The sequence below is a fragment of the Stenotrophomonas maltophilia genome (genome assembly GCF_002799155.1).
Lineage (GTDB): Bacteria > Pseudomonadota > Gammaproteobacteria > Xanthomonadales > Xanthomonadaceae > Stenotrophomonas > Stenotrophomonas maltophilia_R.
In genome coordinates this window covers 3,813,525-3,830,063 of record NZ_NERD01000002.1, presented here as the reverse complement: position 1 = coordinate 3,830,063, position 16,539 = coordinate 3,813,525, and the positions used below count along the sequence as shown (strand labels likewise).

At 67.5% G+C, this 16,539-nt stretch carries 16 protein-coding genes; 11 read left to right on the top strand and 5 right to left on the bottom strand.

Annotated elements, in window-relative coordinates; all coding sequences use genetic code 11:
* Positions 1 to 48 precede the first annotated feature (48 nt).
* Entirely contained in the window at positions 49 to 558 is a 510-nt protein-coding gene (locus B9Y82_RS18275) for a DNA polymerase III subunit epsilon (protein ID WP_100474782.1), read from the top strand.
* Positions 559 to 571: 13 nt separating this feature from the next.
* Here B9Y82_RS18275 and B9Y82_RS18270 read toward each other — a convergent pair whose 3' ends face one another.
* A complete protein-coding gene (locus B9Y82_RS18270; protein ID WP_100474779.1) occupies positions 572 to 1,786 on the bottom strand; it encodes a glycosyltransferase in 1,215 nt (404 codons plus the stop codon).
* 281 nt (positions 1,787 to 2,067) lie between these two features.
* Between B9Y82_RS18270 and rpmB the strand changes: the two genes are divergently transcribed.
* The 7 genes from rpmB (at position 2,068) to B9Y82_RS18235 (ending at position 8,864) form a co-directional block, all read left to right on the top strand.
* The gene (gene rpmB, locus B9Y82_RS18265; RefSeq protein ID WP_005411638.1) at positions 2,068 to 2,304 is read left to right on the top strand and encodes a 50S ribosomal protein L28; all 237 of its coding nucleotides are present in this window, start codon (positions 2,068 to 2,070) and stop codon (positions 2,302 to 2,304) included.
* A 10-nt stretch (positions 2,305 to 2,314) separates the two neighbouring features.
* Positions 2,315 to 2,482, top strand: coding sequence for a 50S ribosomal protein L33 (rpmG, locus tag B9Y82_RS18260; RefSeq protein WP_169411268.1), 168 nt, complete (start codon positions 2,315 to 2,317; stop codon positions 2,480 to 2,482).
* A gap of 180 nt (positions 2,483 to 2,662) precedes the next feature.
* Positions 2,663 to 4,081: a cardiolipin synthase gene (gene cls, locus B9Y82_RS18255; protein WP_100474775.1), complete on the top strand. Its 1,419-nt coding sequence runs from the start codon at positions 2,663 to 2,665 to the stop codon at positions 4,079 to 4,081.
* A 45-nt stretch (positions 4,082 to 4,126) separates the two neighbouring features.
* Entirely contained in the window at positions 4,127 to 5,548 is a 1,422-nt protein-coding gene (locus B9Y82_RS18250; protein ID WP_100474772.1) for an FAD/NAD(P)-binding protein, read from the top strand.
* 9 nt (positions 5,549 to 5,557) lie between these two features.
* Complete coding sequence (gene uvrD, locus B9Y82_RS18245) at positions 5,558 to 7,750, top strand: DNA helicase II (protein ID WP_100474768.1); 2,193 nt, start codon at positions 5,558 to 5,560, stop codon at positions 7,748 to 7,750.
* 97 nt (positions 7,751 to 7,847) lie between these two features.
* Positions 7,848 to 8,174: a low molecular weight protein tyrosine phosphatase family protein gene (locus tag B9Y82_RS18240; protein ID WP_100474765.1), complete on the top strand. Its 327-nt coding sequence runs from the start codon at positions 7,848 to 7,850 to the stop codon at positions 8,172 to 8,174.
* A gap of 135 nt (positions 8,175 to 8,309) precedes the next feature.
* Positions 8,310 to 8,864 carry a hypothetical protein gene (locus B9Y82_RS18235; RefSeq protein WP_100474762.1) on the top strand — a complete coding sequence of 185 codons (555 nt, stop codon included), beginning with the start codon at positions 8,310 to 8,312 and terminating at the stop codon, positions 8,862 to 8,864.
* Between the two features lie 33 nt (positions 8,865 to 8,897).
* Here B9Y82_RS18235 and B9Y82_RS18230 read toward each other — a convergent pair whose 3' ends face one another.
* A complete protein-coding gene (locus B9Y82_RS18230; RefSeq protein WP_100474759.1) occupies positions 8,898 to 9,092 on the bottom strand; it encodes a hypothetical protein in 195 nt (64 codons plus the stop codon).
* A 183-nt stretch (positions 9,093 to 9,275) separates the two neighbouring features.
* On the opposite strand from B9Y82_RS18230, the gene B9Y82_RS18225 reads away from it, so the two are divergent.
* Positions 9,276 to 9,722: a universal stress protein gene (locus B9Y82_RS18225; RefSeq protein WP_005411629.1), complete on the top strand. Its 447-nt coding sequence runs from the start codon at positions 9,276 to 9,278 to the stop codon at positions 9,720 to 9,722.
* A 131-nt stretch (positions 9,723 to 9,853) separates the two neighbouring features.
* Here B9Y82_RS18225 and B9Y82_RS18220 read toward each other — a convergent pair whose 3' ends face one another.
* Positions 9,854 to 10,138, bottom strand: coding sequence for a DUF2782 domain-containing protein (locus tag B9Y82_RS18220; protein ID WP_100474755.1), 285 nt, complete (start codon positions 10,136 to 10,138; stop codon positions 9,854 to 9,856).
* A 97-nt stretch (positions 10,139 to 10,235) separates the two neighbouring features.
* Here B9Y82_RS18220 and polA point away from each other — a divergent pair, with 97 nt between their 5' ends.
* The gene (gene polA / locus B9Y82_RS18215; RefSeq protein ID WP_100474751.1) at positions 10,236 to 13,010 is read left to right on the top strand and encodes a DNA polymerase I; all 2,775 of its coding nucleotides are present in this window, start codon (positions 10,236 to 10,238) and stop codon (positions 13,008 to 13,010) included.
* A gap of 372 nt (positions 13,011 to 13,382) precedes the next feature.
* On the top strand, positions 13,383 to 13,862 hold the full coding sequence (locus B9Y82_RS18210; protein WP_100474748.1) for a DUF421 domain-containing protein: 480 nt from the start codon (positions 13,383 to 13,385) through the stop codon (positions 13,860 to 13,862).
* An 83-nt stretch (positions 13,863 to 13,945) separates the two neighbouring features.
* Here the strand turns inward: B9Y82_RS18210 and hemF are convergent, their stop codons facing one another.
* Complete coding sequence (hemF, locus tag B9Y82_RS18205) at positions 13,946 to 14,842, bottom strand: oxygen-dependent coproporphyrinogen oxidase (RefSeq protein ID WP_100474745.1); 897 nt, start codon at positions 14,840 to 14,842, stop codon at positions 13,946 to 13,948.
* 54 nt (positions 14,843 to 14,896) lie between these two features.
* A complete protein-coding gene (locus B9Y82_RS18200) occupies positions 14,897 to 16,513 on the bottom strand; it encodes a hypothetical protein (protein ID WP_100474742.1) in 1,617 nt (538 codons plus the stop codon).
* Positions 16,514 to 16,539: the final 26 nt, after the last annotated feature.

Below are 16,539 nucleotides of genomic sequence, written 5' to 3'. Positions count from 1 at the left end.
GGTCGCGTGCGAAAATCCGCGTGCACGTACTGGAGAACGCAGTCCCTGATGAGCCGCATCGTTGCACTGGATACCGAAACCACCGGCATCTCCTACCGCCTGGGGCACCGGGTCATCGAAATCGGTGCCGTCGAACTGATCGATGGCCAGCTCAGCGGCCGTCAGTTCCACACCTACCTGCAGCCGCAGCGCAAGGTCGACTGGGGCGCGCAGCGTGTGCATGGCATCAGCGATGCGATGCTGGTGGGCAAGCCACTGTTCTCCAGCAAGGCCGCTGAACTGCTGGATTTCCTGCGCGGCAGCGAGATGGTCGCGCACAACGCCACCTTCGATGTGGGCTTCCTGGACAACGAGCTGCGCCTGGCTGGTATCCCCGGCACGCTGGCCCAGCATTGCCGCATCACCTGCAGCCTGAAGCTGGCGCGCGGGCGCTGGCCGGGCCAGGGCAACAAGCTGGACGATGTGCTGCAGCGCCTGCGCATTCCCGGCAACCGGGGCCTGCACGGCGCGCTGAAGGATGCCCATCTGCTGGCCCAGGTGATTCCGCACCTGCGTTGAGGCCTGGCCGCTGTTACATCGGCCGCAACCAGCGCTCGATCATTGCCACGCCACCTGCCACCCCGTCCTCATCGCCCATCGCTACGCCCAGAGCCGCCGCGCGTGCGCGTGTTGCTTCGGTTTCAGCGAAGGCGATGGCTGCTGCCAGCGTTGCTGCATCCAGTCGTTTCGGTGACAACGGTGCCGGTGCCACGCCCAATCGATACAGGCGATCGGCCCAGAAGAACTGATCCGCGGCGAACGGCATCACCAGCGAGGGAATGCCGGCGCGGCAGGCCGAATGCGTAGTGCCGCTGCCACCATGGTGGATGGCGAGTGCGCAATGCGGGAACAGTGCTTCGTGTGGCGTCGGGCCGAGCACGAAGACCGAATCGGGCAAGGTCATCGCAGGCAGTCCCATCCAGCCGGGGAACAGCAGGACACGCCGCGGTGCCAGCGCCTGCAGCAAGGCCGGCAGCACGCGATCGCGATCAAAGCCGGTCATGCTGCCAAAACCCAGGTAGACCGGCGGCGGGCCGGCATCGAGGAAAGCCTGCAGGCCGGCCGGGGGTGTCCACGGGGCATCCGGAAGCCGCCATTGGCCACAGACGATGTGGTCGGCTGGCCAGTCCGCCGGTGGCGGCAGCAGCTGTGGCGAGATGCCATAGAGCATCGGCAGGCCGGACCACAGCGAGCGGCGCGGCGATTGCCCCAGCTGCTTGCGGGCCTCGTTGATCGGCCGGCGGAACTGTCGCCAGATCAGGCCGTTGACCAGACCGTAGCTGGCCCGGTTCAACCAGCCCGGCGATCGTCCAGGTGGCAGGAACGGGGAGCGGAAGGCACGCGTCGGGGTCAGCGGAATCATGCCGGTGCCGATCACCGGCAGACCCCGGTGTTCGCCCACGCTCATGCCGACAAAGGCCGCCAGCCCACCCGTCAGAATCGCGTCGCAACCCTCGGCCGCCGCATCCGCCTGGCGCATCCAGCCACTGACATGCTGCACCGCCATCCGTGCCAGGCCGGTACTGGCGGCGGCGACACCGTTGCCACGCGAGACCAGTGCGACCACTTCGTCATGGATGTCACCTTCCAGGGCCGCATGGGGCACATTCAGCGCCCGCGCGCTGCCCAGGGTGCCGCCGTCGGCCAGCAGTGTCACCTCGTGGCCTGCGCCAATCAGGCCATGGCAGAGCATGGCCAGGGGGCGTGTATCGCCTTCGGTTCCGTAGGTCAGGGCCAGCAGCCGCATGGAATGCTCCGCAGTGGACGGCGCCAGTATGGAGGCTGGCGAGAAGGGCTGGCACTGTCGCGTTCAGCCGCAGCCTGTGGGTAACTTGCGCAAGTGCTTGAACCCGTGCATAATGCGCGGCTCGCTGTGTCCGGTTTTCTACCGGGCGGCGCCCCCGGGAGCACGTCCCCGGCCGCCCAACGCCAGCGTAACCCTTTGATTCTCTTGACGTGTGGTGGGCAACCATCGAGGCCGCCGTCTCCCGGGCTACGGGCTGACAACTACTACTATCGAGGTGCGCAATGTCCCGCGTATGCCAGGTTTCCGGCAAGCGAGTGCAGACGGGTAACAACGTCTCGCACGCCAACAACAAGACCCGTCGTCGTTTCCTGCCGAATCTGCACGAGCGCCGTTTCTGGGTGGCCAGCGAGAACCGCTGGGTCAAGCTTCGTGTTTCCGCGCATGCACTGCGCACCATCGACAAGAACGGCATTGATTCCGTTCTGGCTGAGCTGCGTGCGCGCGGCGAAAAGGTCTGAGGAGTAAAGCATCATGGCAGGCAAGCGCGATAAGGTCCGTATGATTTCCTCGGCCGGTACCGGCCACTTCTACACCACGGACAAGAACAAGAAGAACACCCCGGGGAAGATGGAATTCCTGAAGTACGATCCGGTCGTGCGCAAGCACGTCCTGTACAAGGAAGGCAAGATCAAGTAATCCGCAAGGATGGCTGGTCCCCGCGAAGAAACCCGCCCTTGTGGCGGGTTTTTTCATGTCTGGCATCCGGATGGTGGGTGCCGACCGTGGTCGACACGCGGGTTCAAGGCAGTCGAGCGCGGCTCGACTCTACAAAGGCCGGTGGGCAGAATGGCCCATCACCTCCCGACGGGCGACACGATGCTGTTCGAGTGGTTGCTGGGTTCGTACCTGCTGCTGATCGACTGGCTGATCCGGCTGGTCGCGCTGTGCTGGATCCCCACCCGCACCACGCCTGGTGCGGCGCGCAGCTGGTTGCTGCTGGTCGGTTTCGTGCCGCTGCTGGGCCTGCCGCTGTACCTGTTGTTCGGCCACCCGTGGCTGTCGCGTGAGCGCATCCGCCGCCAGGCCGAGGCCTCGCAGGTCATCCGCGAGGAACAGGCGCTGCAGCATCGCCTGCGCTGGACCCCGCGGCCGGACACCGCCTGCGCCGAAATCGTGCCGCTGGTGCAGCGCCAAGGCGACTTCATGCCGGTGCATGGCAACGCGGTCGACCTGCTGACCGACTACGACGAATCACTGCACACGCTGATCGCCGACATCGATCAGGCCGAAGACCGCGTGCACCTGCTGTACTACCTGATGTTCGATGACGCGGTGGGCGAGGCGGTGGCCGAGGCATTGCAGCGTGCGGCCGCACGTGGCGTGCAGTGCCGCGTGCTGCTCGACGCGGTCGGTGCCAAGCGCGGCCTGCGCGCCTACCGCAAGCGCCTGCAAGCGCGCGACATCGAAGTGCGCGCGATGCTGCCCGGTGGCCTGCGCTGGCGCCGCAGCGGGCGCATGGACCTGCGCAACCACCGCAAGATCGCGGTGATCGACAACGAAGTGGCCTATGTCGGTTCGCAGAACCTGGCGGGCCCGCAGTTCGTGCCCGGCCACCCGAACCGCGAGCTGGTGGCGCGCGTGCGTGGCCCGGCGGTCGCGCATCTGGAGGCCGTATTTGCCAGCGACTGGTACATGGAAACCGGCCAGCGCCTGGACGTGATCGCCGATGTGCCCGAGTGGAGCGACGACATCGCCACCCAGCTGCTGCCCAGCGGCCCGGCCTATCCCTACAGCAACGCACGCGATGCGGTGGCGGCGCTGATCCACCTGGCACGGCGCCGGCTGGTGATGGTCACCCCGTACTTCGTGCCCGACGAAGCCACGCTGAGCGCCTTGCGCATTGCGGCGTTGTCCGGCGTGGACGTGCAGCTGATCCTGTCGGCCAGCAACAACCAGCGGCTGACTTCGTGGGCGCAGGAGGCGTACTACGACGAGCTGCTGCGCTGTGGTGTGCGCATCGCCCTGTACGAACCCCAGTTCCTGCACGCCAAGCACATGAGCGTGGACGAGGACATCGCCGTGCTCGGCTCGATCAACATGGATATCCGCTCGTTCGCGCTGAATGCCGAAATCGGCCTGATCTGCTACGACCGCGCGCTGGTCCAGCAGCTGTGCGCGATCGAGGACGGCTACCTGCGCGAGTCACGACAGCTGGACCTGCAGCAGTGGCGCAGCCGCCCCACGTGGCGGCGCAGCCGCGAAGGCATCGCACGCTTGGCCGATGCGTTGATGTGAGGCAAGGCCGGCCGCCCACTTCGGCAATCCGGCCTGTCATCGCCGATGACCTACAATCAGCACATGACTGATTCACCGCGTAATGGCGAACTGGACCTGGCGATCATCGGTGGCGGCGCGGCCGGGGTGCTGGTGGCGATCCAGGTGTTGCGCCAGGCCCAGGCGCCGTTGGTGCTGGCGATTTTTGAGCCGGCCTCGCAGCTGGCGCAGGGCATCGCCTATGCCACACCGTGGCCCGAGCACCTGCTGAACGTGCCGGCGGCGAAGATGAGTGCGTTTGCCGACCAGCCCGGCGATTTCCTCGACTACCTGATGGTTGCCAATGCCTACCCGGGCGAGGCGCGCGAGGTGCTGGGCGAGCGCTACGTGTGCCGGCACTATTTTGCGGCCTACCTGCAGCAGCGCCTGCAGGAGGCCGCCGCGGCCAGCCCGGCGCAGCTGCAGGTGATCGCGCAGCCAGTGCTGGGCCTGCAGCCGGATGACCGCGGCTACCGCCTGCAGCTGGGCGATGGCCACACGCTGCACGCTGCGCAGGCGGTGCTGGCCACGGGCAACAGCATGCGCCCGCTGCCGGTGGCCGGTGCCGATGCGCTGCCTGCCGACGATGTGATCGAGGCCTGGGACTACGACGGCGTGCGCACCCTGGCCGGCGAGCAGGCCGTGGCCATTGTCGGCTCCGGCCTGAGCATGGCCGACACCGTGCTGGCGCTGGTCGCCGCCGGCCACACCGGCCCGCTGCACGTGATCTCGCGCCATGGCCTGCTGCCGTTGCCGCATGCGCATGGCGGCCTGCCCACGTTCGACCCGGCCACGCTACTGCCGATGAACCTGCGCCAGCGCTTGCGCGCATTGCGCGGGTTCGCGCGTCAGGCGCAGGCCGACGGCCTGCCGTGGCAGGGCGTGATGGACCGCATCCGTCCGCACGGGCAGGCGCTGTGGTGCAGCCTCGATGAGGCCGACCAGCGCCGCTTCCTGCGCCATGTGGTGCGCTATTGGGACGTGCATCGCCACCGCATCGCCGAAGAGGTCGACGCGCAGCTGCAGTCCCTGCAGGACAGCGGCCAACTGCGTATCCATCGGTCCCGCCTGCAGCGCGTCTGCCGCGAAGGCGATGCCCTGCAACTGTCCGGCCGCGATGCCTCGGGCAATGAACAGCAGTGGACGATCGGCGGGGTGATCAACGCCACCGGCGTGGAAACCCGTGCCAGTGCCTTGCGCAATCCGTTGCTGCAGCAGCTGCAGGCTGATGGGCTGGCACGCTCCGGCCCGCACGGGCTGGGCCTGGACAGCACGGTGCCGGGCGACCGCCTGTGTGCCGCCGGTGGCCAGCCGCAGGCACGGCTGGGCGTGCTTGGCAGCCTGCGCATCGGCAGCCTGTGGGAAAGCCTGGCGGTGCCTGAACTGCGTCAGCAGGCGCAGGCACTGGCCACCCAGGTGGTCGCAGGAGCCGCGACGGCGATGCCGTAAAATGGGGGCATGGATGTCTCCCACCTGCTTGATGGCCTGAACCCGGCCCAGCGCGAAGCCGTCTCCGCTCCCCCTGGCCACCACCTGGTGCTGGCCGGTGCCGGTTCCGGCAAGACCCGCGTTCTCACCCACCGCATCGCCTGGCTGCATGAAGTCGATGGCGTGCCGACCCACGGCATTTTCGCGGTGACCTTCACCAACAAGGCGGCCGGCGAAATGCGCCACCGCATCGATGCCCAGCTGCCCAACGGCAGCCGTGGCATGTGGATCGGCACCTTCCACGGCCTGGCCAACCGCCTGCTGCGCCTGCACTGGCAGGACGCGAAGCTGCCCGAAGGCTTCCAGGTGATGGATTCGGACGACCAGCTGCGGTTGGTCAAGCGCGTGGTGCAGGCGCTGGAACTGGACGACGGCAAGTACCCGGCCAAGCAGATCGCGTGGTGGATCAACGCGCAGAAGGACGAGGGCCGTCGCCCGCAGCACATCCAGCCCGAGCCGCACGACGCCTGGCTGGAAACCATGCGCCAGGCCTACATCGAGTACCAGGCACGCTGCGACCGCGCCGGTCTGGTCGACTTCGCCGAGCTGCTGCTGCGCGCGCATGAACTGCTACGCGACAACCCGGCGCTGCTGGCGCACTACCGCGTCCGCTTCCGCGAAATCCTGGTGGACGAGTTCCAGGACACCAACGCCATCCAGTACGCCTTCGTGCGCGTACTGGCCGGTGATTCCGGCCACGTGTTCGTGGTCGGTGACGATGACCAGGCCATCTACGGCTGGCGCGGTGCCAAGGTCGAGAACGTGCAGGGCTTCCTGCGCGACTTCCCGGGCGCGCAGACCATCCGCCTGGAGCAGAACTACCGCTCCACCGCCAACATCCTCGGCGCCGCCAACGCGGTGATCGCGCACAACCCGGACCGCATCGGCAAGCAGCTGTGGACCGACAGCGGCGACGGCGAGCCGATCGACCTGTACGCGGCGTACAACGAGATGGACGAAGCGCGCTACATCGTCGAGCGTGCCCGCCAATGGGTGCGCGATGGGGGCAGCTACACCGAAGTGGCCGTGCTCTACCGCAGCAACGCGCAGTCGCGCGCGCTGGAAGAAGCGCTGCTGAGCGAACAGGTGCCGTACCGCGTGTACGGCGGCATGCGCTTCTTCGAGCGTGCCGAAATCAAGGATGCGCTGGCCTACCTGCGCCTGTTGTCCAACCGCAACGATGACGCCGCCTTCGAGCGCGCGGTCAACACGCCGACGCGTGGCATCGGCGACCGCACGCTGGACGAGGTGCGCCGCGAGGCGCGCGCGCAGGGCATCTCGCTGTGGGAAGCGACCATGCTGGTCACCCAGGGCAGCGCGCTGGCCGCACGTGCGCGCAATGCGCTGGCCGGCTTCCTGGTGCTGGTCAACGAGCTGCAGGCGCAGACCGTACACATGACCCTGGCTGAGCGCGTGGACCACGTGCTGGCCCGCTCGCAGCTGCGCGAGCACTGGAGCAAGGAAAGCCGCAACGCGCTGGACTCCGAATCGCGCACCGACAACCTCGACGAACTGGTCTCGGTGGCCTCGCGCTTCGTGCGCCGGGCAGATGATATCGAGGAAGTGGGCGAGGACATGGACGAGCTGGTCGCGTTCCTGGCCTATGCCGCGCTGGAGGCCGGCGAGGGCCAGGCGCAGGCGGGCGAGGACGGCGTGCAGCTGATGACCCTGCATTCGGCCAAGGGCCTGGAGTTCCCGCTGGTGTTCCTGGCCGGACTGGAGGAAGGCCTGTTCCCCAGCGCACGCTCGCTGGAGGAAAGTGGGCGGTTGGAAGAAGAGCGCCGCCTGGCCTACGTCGGCATCACCCGCGCGCGCCAGAAGCTGGTGCTGAGCTACGCCGAATCGCGCCGCATCCACGGCCAGGACAACTACAGCCTGCCGTCGCGCTTCCTGCGCGAGATCCCGCGCGAGCTGCTGCACGAAGTGCGCCCGAAGGTGCAGGTCTCGCGGCCGGCCTCGATGGGCGCCAGCCGGGTGATGGGCCACGCCTCGATCGAGGCACCGCCGATCAAGCTTGGCGCACTGGTCACCCATCCGAAGTTCGGCGAAGGCATGGTGACCGACTACGAAGGCAACGGCGCCCACGCCCGCGTGCAGGTCGAGTTCGCCGACGCCGGCAGCAAGTGGCTGGTGATGGCGTATGCCAACCTGACGGTGATCTGATCACCGTCGAGGGGCGGATCCCTCCCGCAGGGAGGGCTCTGACCCCGGTGCGGAAAACGCTGCCGAGCATGGTTCGGCTCTACAAAGGCGAGTATCCATGACCCGCAACGTGCTCTTCCTCTGCAGCCAGAACCGTCTGCGCAGCCCGACGGCCGAGCAGGTGTTTGCCGATTGGCCAGGCATCGAGACCGCCTCGGCCGGGTTGCTGGCCGATGCCGACGAAGTGCTCAGCCCCGAGCTGCTGCAGTGGGCCGACCTGGTGTTTGTGATGGAGAAGGCGCACCGCAACCGGCTGTCCAGCCGCTACAAGGCATGGCTGAACGGCAAGCGGGTGATCTGCCTGGATATTCCAGACGACTACGACTACATGGACCCGGTGCTGGTGGAGCTGCTGAAACGCAAGGTCACGCCGTTTCTGCGTTGACCGCGGTGTTGTACAGTCGAGCCCATGCTCGGTGGCTTCTGGTGGGAAAGGCAGTCGAGCATGGCTCGACTCTACAAAGGCAGTCGAGCAAGCTCGACTCTACAATGGGGCCTGACATCTTCCAGGAACGCCCCCATGACCGAACCCACGCTGCACGTCACCGTGAAATTGAACGCCCGGCTGCAGCCGGAGCATCGACACGAACTGTTCGAGGATCCGCTCGATGCGCTGCTGCAGGCGGCCCAGGTGGGCGAGCTGACCGGCGGCGGCACCGCGATCTCCGACCTGGGTGAAGTCGAGTACGGCGATATCGAAGTAGCGCTGGTCGATGCGGCCGGCGTGCCGAAGCTGATCGATCTGCTGGAACAGCTGGGTGCACCGAAGGGTTCGCAGCTGCAGGGTGCGGGCGAGGCCGACCGCAGCTTCGGCGTGACCGAGGGCCTGGGCATCTACCTGGACGGCCTGAACCTGCCGGACGACGTCTACGAACAGTGCGATTCCAACCACGTGTTCGAACAGCTGTCGGAGAACATCGACGGCCTGGGCGAGATCTGCAGCTGGTGGCAGGGCCCGACCGAGACCGCGCTGTACATGTATGGCGAATCGTTCGAGGCGATGCGTGATGCGATCGCTGAATTCGTCGGCAGCTACCCGCTGTGCCAGAACGCACGCGTGGTGCAGATCGCTTGAGGGCGGAAAATGTGGAGCCGAGCCATGCTCGGCTCATGCATCCGAAGCCGAGCATGGCTCGGCTCTATAGAAGCAGGTTATCGGCTGGCTGGCTGACTGTCGGGCGTTGTCGCGCTGGGCCAGATCCTTGCCCAGGTAATAGCCGCCGCAGAACAGTACGAAGGCGGCGATAAGGCTCCACAAGATGATCCTGAGCGTTCTTGGTGGTGTCGGCTTGCTGTCCTGCATGCGGGTTCTCCCAAGGCGGCGCGCCGCCGCCCACCCAGCCTGCGCCTCAGTGTTCGGGTACGCAAGCTGGTGGTGCGTACAGGCCGCTGCGCGGCGCCGGATTGATCCTGCTCAAGGCGCGCCCTGCACATCCGGTGTGCAATGGTGGTGTTCCCATCTGGCAGACCGCCACGGAGCCCCACCATGTACAAGCGCATCCTGATTGCCACCGACGGATCCGAGCTGGCCGACAAGGGCCTGGCCAAGGGCCTGGAGCTGGCCAAGGACCTCAATGCCGAGGTCGACATCGTGACCGTTTCCGAGCCGTGGGCCGTCGGCATGTACGACGCCATGGGCTGGAGCGTGGGCTACATGAACAGCCCTGAGTACAAGGCCGACCGCGAGGAAGGCGCGCAGAAGGTGCTGCAGCCGGCGCTGGCCAAGGCCGCCGAGCAGGGCATTACCGCCAACCCGGTGCACGTGCTGGACCGCTATGCGGCTGACGGCATCATCGAGACCGCCGGCGAGCGCAACAGCGACCTGATCGTGATGACCTCGCATGGCCGCCGTGGCGTGACCCGTGTGCTGCTGGGCAGCCAGACCGCCGAAGTGCTGGCACGCAGCACGCTGCCGGTGCTGGTCATCCGCTGATACAAGCGTTCCCGGGGAGGGGACCCGACGCCGGCCGCAGGATGCGCGCCGGCGTTGTTTTTTGTGGGGCCGGGGGGCATCCACGTATGGCGTGGATCTACTGGATCGCAGGGACCCGACCCCCGGTCACATCACCAGCTGTACAGCTTCCAGTACACCGGCGACACGCCGTCCTTGTCGTTGTCGAAACGGCCATCGCCGTTCTTGTCATACATGTAGAACGGCGCACCGCGCGATGGGGTCACCTTGACCATGCGCAGCTGGCCGGACACGCGGTATTCCTCGATCGTGTCACCGTTGTCCATGGTGCGCTTGGACACATCCGCGCCCTTGACGTCCACCGGGGGAGCGCCCGCGCCACCCATGCTGGCGCAGCCAGCGAGCAGGAGCAGGGAAGCCAGCATCAGGGTCTTCATCGGCGGCGCCTTTGCCTGGAAAGAGCCTTGATTATGCCCCATCGCCGGGTGCGCGCCGTGTCGTCGCGGTGCAGGCACGGGCGCGTAGAATCGGCGCATGAGCAGATTAGTCCTGATCGACGGGTCCAGTTACCTGTACCGCGCGTTCCACGCGCTGCCGCCCCTGTCCAATGCGCAGGGCGAACCCACCGGCGCGCTGTTCGGCGTGGTCAACATGCTGCGTTCCACGCTGAAGGAGCGCCCGGCCTACGTGGCGTTCGTGGTCGACGCGCCCGGCAAGACCTTCCGTGACGACCTGTACGACCAGTACAAGGCCAACCGCCCGCCGATGCCCGACGAGCTGCGCAGCCAGGTCGAGCCGATGTGCCGCATCGTCGAGGCGCTGGGCATCAGCATCCTGCGCATCCCCGGCGTGGAGGCCGACGATGTGATCGGCACGCTGGCGCTGCAGGGCCTGGCGCAGGACCTGAAGGTGACCATTTCCACCGGCGACAAGGACTTCGCCCAGCTGGTGCGCCCGGGCATCGAGCTGGTCAACACCATGACCGGCAGCCGCATGGATTCGGACGCGGCGGTGATGGACAAGTTCGGCGTGCGCGCCGACCAGATCATCGACCTGCTGGCGCTGATGGGCGACACCGTCGACAACGTGCCGGGCGTGGAGAAGTGCGGGCCGAAGACCGCCGCCAAGTGGCTGGCCGAGTACCAGCACCTGGAAGGCGTGATGGCGGCCGCGCCGACCATGAAGGGCAAGATCGGCGAGAACCTGCGCGCGGCGCTGGAGCGGCTGCCGCTGAACCGCGAGCTGGTGACCATCCGCACCGACGTGGCGCTGGACGCCAGCCCGACTACGCTGGCCCTGCGCGAGCAGGACGTACCGGAGCTGACCGAGCTGTATACGCGCTACGGCTTCACCCAGGCGCTGAAGGAACTGGGTGCGCCGCTGCCGGCACCGGCCGCCGCCAGCGAGGCCACCCCGAGCCTGCGCGGTACCGCCGCCGGCTTCGCCCGGGGCAGCGCCGAGGCACCGGCTGCCGGCACGCTGGATCCGGCGCTGGCCGCGCCGGGTGAGTACGAGACCGTGCTGACGGCCGAACAGTTGCAGGCCTGGGTCGAGCGCCTGCAGCAGGCGGACCTGATCAGCTTCGACACCGAAACCGATGCGCTGGACGCGATGCGTGCGCGCCTGGTCGGTATCAGCCTGGCGGTCGAGCCGGGCAAGGCGGCGTATATCCCGGTCGGCCACGATTACCCGGGCGCGCCGCCGCAGCTGCCGATGCAGCAGGTGCTGGATGCGCTGCGCCCGGTGCTGCAGGACCCGGCAAAGAAGAAGCTGGGCCAGCACGGCAAGTACGACCTGCATGTGCTGCGCCGCCACGGCGTGGACGTGCAGGGCTACCACGACGACACCATGCTCGAGAGCTTCGTGCTCAATTCCACCGCCACCCGCCACGACATGGATTCGCTGGCCCTGCGTTACCTGGGCTACAGCACCGTCAAGTTCGAGGACGTGGCCGGCAAGGGCGCCAAGCAGATTCCGTTCTCGCAGGTGGGCATCGACGAAGCCAGCCGCTACGCGGCCGAGGACGCCGACATCACCCTGCGCCTGCACCACGCGCTGCAGCCGCAGCTGCTGGCCGAGCCGGCACTGGACAGCGTGTATCGCGACATCGAAATGCCGCTGGTGCCGGTGCTGACCACGATCGAAGCCAACGGTGTGCGGATCGACACCGACGAGCTGCGCCGGCAGAGCCAGGACCTGTCCTCGCGCATGCTGGCCGCACAGCAGAAGGCCACCGAGCTGGCCGGGCGCAGCTTCAACCTGGATTCGCCCAAGCAGCTGCAGGCGGTGCTGTTCGACGAGCTGAAGCTGCCGGCGGTGGTGAAGACCCCGAAGGGCCAGCCCAGCACCAATGAAGAGGCACTGGAGGCGATTGCCGACCAGCACGAGCTGCCGCGGGTGATCCTGGATTACCGGGGCCTGGCCAAGCTGCGCAGCACCTACACCGACAAGCTGCCGGAGATGGTCAACCCGGACACCGGCCGGGTGCATACCAGCTACCACCAGTCCGGCGCTGCGACCGGCCGCCTGTCCTCGTCGGACCCGAACCTGCAGAACATCCCGATCCGCACCGAGGACGGCCGCCGCATCCGCCGCGCGTTCATCGCCCCGGAGGGCTTCCAGCTGCTGGCGGCCGACTATTCGCAGATCGAGCTGCGGATCATGGCCCACCTGTCGGAGGACCCGGGCCTGGTGCGTGCCTTCGAGCAGGGCGCCGACGTACACCGTGCCACCGCTGCCGAGGTGTTCGGGCGCACGCTGGAGGAGGTGACCCCGAACGAGCGCCGCGCCGCCAAGGCGATCAACTTCGGCCTGATGTACGGCATGAGCGCCTTCGGCCTGGCCCGCAACCTGGGCATCGACCGCGGCCAGGCGCAGGACTACGTGGCGCTGTACTTCAGCCGCTACCCGGGCGTGCGCGATTTCATGGAGCGGATGCGGCAGCAGGCCCGCGATCAGGGCTTTGTGGAGACCCTGTTCGGCCGCCGCCTGTACCTGAACGACATTCATGCACGTAACCAGGGCCTGCGCGCCGGTGCCGAGCGTGCCGCGATCAACGCACCGATGCAGGGCACCGCCGCCGACATCATCAAGCGCGCGATGGTGGAGGTGGACCAGTGGCTGCGTGACAGTGGTGCACCGGCGCGGATGATCCTGCAGGTGCACGATGAACTGGTATTCGAAACCGAAAGCAGTTTCGTCGAGGAGTTGCGTTTGCAGGTAGTCGAGCGCATGTCGCAAGCGGCCAAACTGCGGGTGCCACTGGTGGTTGATACGGGCGTCGGCAGCAACTGGGACGAAGCGCACTGACCGTGTTTCGGGCCGAAAACGACGTGAACCTATTCATTCATCAGATGTTTCTGACTCGATCATGAATGTTGCCCTGATTGAGGTTCATTAAATTGGGTCCCTTCACGAACCGTTAGTGTTCGGAGTGCTTCTATAACTCCCGACAGGCGCAATGCCTGTTGTGGATCTCTCCCATCCCCTGGAGCAGATCTCGGAACGGGGACTCCTCCCCAAGTGCCCGTTCCCCGGCCCCGTTGACCTCCCCCTGGTCAGCGGGGCTTTTTATTTGTGCCGCCGGAACATCTCCGATGGGGTCAGATCCCTTTGCCCACCGGGCAAAGGGATCTGACCCCAGGTGCTAGGCTGGGCCACTGTCCAGCAGGGGAACCCGCAATGCCCGACCTGTTCGCACTGGCCATGCCGTGGTGGGAGTTCATCCTGCGCGCGGTGGTGGTGTATGTCGTGGTGCTCGGCATGGTCCGGCTCGGTGGCAAGCGGGCTCTGGGACAGATCACGCCCTTCGACGTGCTGCTGATCGTGTTGCTGGGCAACGCGGTACAGAACGCGCTGCTGGGCACGGACACCTCGCTGGGCGGAGGCCTGCTGCTGGCGGCCACCCTGATCGTGCTGAATTACGGGGTGGGCTGGCTGACCACCCGGAATCGCCGCATGGAGCGGATGATCGAAGGAGAGCCCACCGTGATCGCGCGTGATGGCCGGCTGCTGGACGGTGTTCTCCGCCGCGAACTGATCAGCCCGGCCGATTTCGACGCCGCGCTGCGCCAGCAGGGCGGGCTGCGGATCGAAGACGTGCAGGTCGCGCTGCTGGAGACGACCGGGCACATCACGATCATCGCGCGGAAGCACACCTGATCTTGTAGCGCCGGGCCCAGGCTCGGCCGCCCTTCACCGCCTACGCGTGCCCACCAGGCCCTTGCCCAGCGCGACGACATCCATCAGAGCCAGTCGCGCGGCACCAGGTAATCGGCCAGGCGTGCCTCGGCGCTGCCCGCTTCCGGGTTGAAGCCGTACTCCCAACGCACCCGCGGCGGCAGGCTCATCAGGATGCTTTCGCTGCGGCCACCGCTCTGCAGCCCGAACAGGGTGCCGCGGTCGTAGACCAGGTTGAATTCCACGTAGCGGCCGCGGCGGTACAGCTGGAACTCGCGTTCGCGCTCGCCATGGGCGGCGTCCTTGCGCTGCTGCACGATCGGCAGGTAGGCGTCGAGGAAGCCATCACCGACCGCGCGCAGGTAATCGAAATCGCGCTCGAAGTCGCCATGCAGGTCGTCGAAGAACAGGCCACCGACGCCGCGCGTTTCATTGCGATGGCGCAGGAAGAAATACTCGTCGCACCAGCGCTTGTGCGCGGCGTAGCGCTCATCGCCGAACGGTGCGCACAGGTCGCGCGCAACCCGGTGCCAGTGCTGCACGTCCTCGTCGAACGGATAGAACGGGGTCAGGTCGAAACCGCCGCCGAACCAGCTGGCCACCACCTCGCCGTCGCGCTGCGCCTGGAAGAAGCGCACGTTGGCATGGGTCGTCGGCACGTAGGGGTTGAGCGGGTGGAACACCAGCGACACGCCGGTGGCGCGCCAGGAGGCGCCGGCCAGCTCCGGGCGGTTGGCCGAGGCCGACGGCGGCAGGCGGCTGCCGGCCACGTCGGAGAAGCCGATGCCGGCCTGCTCGAACACCGCACCGTCGCGCAGCACGCGGGTACGCCCGCCACCGCCCTCGGCCCGTTGCCACAGGTCTTCCTGGAAGCGGGCCTGGCCATCGACGGCCTCGATCGCCGTACAGATGCGGTCCTGCAGGTCGGTGAGGTAGGCGCGCACGCGCTCGAATTCGTTCATGGCGCGTACTTTACCGCAGGGCCCGCCCGAAGCTGCGGACAGGCCCTGGCGGGCTCAGCGCTTGCGGTTGGAGTTGCGCGGCGCCGGAGCGTCGTCCTCGGCCGCCTCGTCAACCGATTTCTGCAGCGCACCGCCCAGCGTGATCAGCGCCCAGTTCTGGGTGCCGAGCACGTCGCAGGCCACATGCAGGCCACTGCGGTCGGCCTTGCACAGCTGCTCCAGGGTTGCCCGTGCGTCCAGTTCCGCACCGTTGCCCTGCGCGGTCACCAGGTTCTCGCACCCTTCGCGCACGCCGGCGCGGCAGACCGTGGTGTAGTGCTCGGCGGCCTGCAGCCAGTTCCCGGACAGCGCAAGGCGGTTGCCGAGAATGTTGCAGCCCTGCAGCTTGCCCTGCGTGCAGCAGGCTTCGGCGCCGTCCTCGTTGGCCAGCGCCAGCGGGCAATCCTGTGGCAGTGGCAGCACGTTGAACTGCTTCGGCGCACTGCACCGGGCCGGGCCCTCGCCGGTGGGGGTGAACACCTGGAAGCGGGTCCAGGTATCCAGGCCCAGCAGCTGGCCGCCCGGCAGCGGGCGCAGCACGAAGTCGCCGCCCTTGTCGTGGCGGATGCGGATGTCGCCCGCATCGATACGCGCGCGAAGATGGCTGCCCCAGCCGACGCCGACCAGGCCGGCGTCACCGAAATCGAGCGTGTCCATCAGGCCGCCGTCGGCCCGGTAATTGCCGCAGGGCAGGGCCGTTGCCTGCTGCGGTTGCAACGATGCGCCCACCGCCTGCAATGCCGGCAGGCGCTCGCAGGTGGCGGTGTCATTGCCGGGGGGGCAGGCCGCAGCCAGGGCCTGCACTGCCTGCAGGGGATCTCCCGCCTCCCAGGACAGCTCAGCCACGCGGGTGCAGAAGCCGCCATGCGGTACCTCGCGGCACAGCCGCAACAACTGTTGCCGTCGCTCAGCCGGGATGACCACCGGCCCGGCTGGCGCCGTCATCGTCACCATCGCTTCGGTCATGGCCGCCGTCATCGCCGCCTTGGCCAGCTGCTCCTGCACTGCGGGGGCCGCCTCGAGTGCGGTGGCGCACGCCGGGGTTCCCTGTTCGAAGCCGCCGTTGTTGCAGGCGGCGGGGAGCGTGATGCCGGACAGGGCGGCGTCGAGCGCTGCCTTCGTCATGGCAGGATCGGCCCCGACCGTGGGCTTGGCTTCATCGTGCCAACGATCGGCCAGTTGCAGGCACATGCCGGGCACGCCTTCCCGGCACCCTGCTTCCAGTGCGGTCGGGGTCGCTTCGCGACGGTTGTCCAGGCACGCCGCCGCATCGGCCAGGCAGCTGCCTTCGGCCGGCGTGGCGGCTGCGGCGCACTGTGCGGGGGCTTGCAGGATGTAGACCGTGCCATCCACCTCAACCGTGCGGCCACGATCGCGCACCTGCAGCGCGCTGGGCAGGCCGTACTCCAGGTTCACCAGTTGCAGCGTTCCGTCGATCTGCTGGAACGCGACCGGAGACGGCGCACTGCCGAAGTGCTTCTGCTCGCCGCGGTTCGGTGAGTTGATGCGCAGCGTGCTGCTGCCTTCGTCGGCCTTGAACAGGCCACATTGGGGCGATTGCGCGACGGCCGTCGGTGCGGCCAGCAGCAAGGCCCAGGCCAGCCAGCGGCGGCGTGGTGCGGGTAAAAGCATGTCGTCTCCTTGACGATCGAACGGAT

Bases quoted from the DNA above. Each gene is read 5' to 3' on its own strand.
- B9Y82_RS18235 (WP_100474762.1), top strand. From the start codon at position 8,310: ATGACCGAACCCACGCTGCACGTCACCGTGAAATTGAACGCCCGGCTG.
- B9Y82_RS18200 (WP_100474742.1), bottom strand. From the start codon at position 16,513: ATGCTTTTACCCGCACCACGCCGCCGCTGGCTGGCCTGGGCCTTGCTG.
- B9Y82_RS18220 (WP_100474755.1), bottom strand. From the start codon at position 10,138: ATGAAGACCCTGATGCTGGCTTCCCTGCTCCTGCTCGCTGGCTGCGCC.
- uvrD (WP_100474768.1), top strand. From the start codon at position 5,558: ATGGATGTCTCCCACCTGCTTGATGGCCTGAACCCGGCCCAGCGCGAA.
- cls (WP_100474775.1), top strand. From the start codon at position 2,663: ATGCTGTTCGAGTGGTTGCTGGGTTCGTACCTGCTGCTGATCGACTGG.
- B9Y82_RS18250 (WP_100474772.1), top strand. From the start codon at position 4,127: ATGACCTACAATCAGCACATGACTGATTCACCGCGTAATGGCGAACTG.
- B9Y82_RS18240 (WP_100474765.1), top strand. From the start codon at position 7,848: ATGACCCGCAACGTGCTCTTCCTCTGCAGCCAGAACCGTCTGCGCAGC.
- rpmB (WP_005411638.1), top strand. From the start codon at position 2,068: ATGTCCCGCGTATGCCAGGTTTCCGGCAAGCGAGTGCAGACGGGTAAC.
- hemF (WP_100474745.1), bottom strand. From the start codon at position 14,842: ATGAACGAATTCGAGCGCGTGCGCGCCTACCTCACCGACCTGCAGGAC.
- B9Y82_RS18225 (WP_005411629.1), top strand. From the start codon at position 9,276: ATGTACAAGCGCATCCTGATTGCCACCGACGGATCCGAGCTGGCCGAC.
- B9Y82_RS18210 (WP_100474748.1), top strand. From the start codon at position 13,383: ATGCCCGACCTGTTCGCACTGGCCATGCCGTGGTGGGAGTTCATCCTG.
- B9Y82_RS18230 (WP_100474759.1), bottom strand. From the start codon at position 9,092: ATGCAGGACAGCAAGCCGACACCACCAAGAACGCTCAGGATCATCTTG.
- B9Y82_RS18270 (WP_100474779.1), bottom strand. From the start codon at position 1,786: ATGCGGCTGCTGGCCCTGACCTACGGAACCGAAGGCGATACACGCCCC.
- polA (WP_100474751.1), top strand. From the start codon at position 10,236: ATGAGCAGATTAGTCCTGATCGACGGGTCCAGTTACCTGTACCGCGCG.
- B9Y82_RS18275 (WP_100474782.1), top strand. From the start codon at position 49: ATGAGCCGCATCGTTGCACTGGATACCGAAACCACCGGCATCTCCTAC.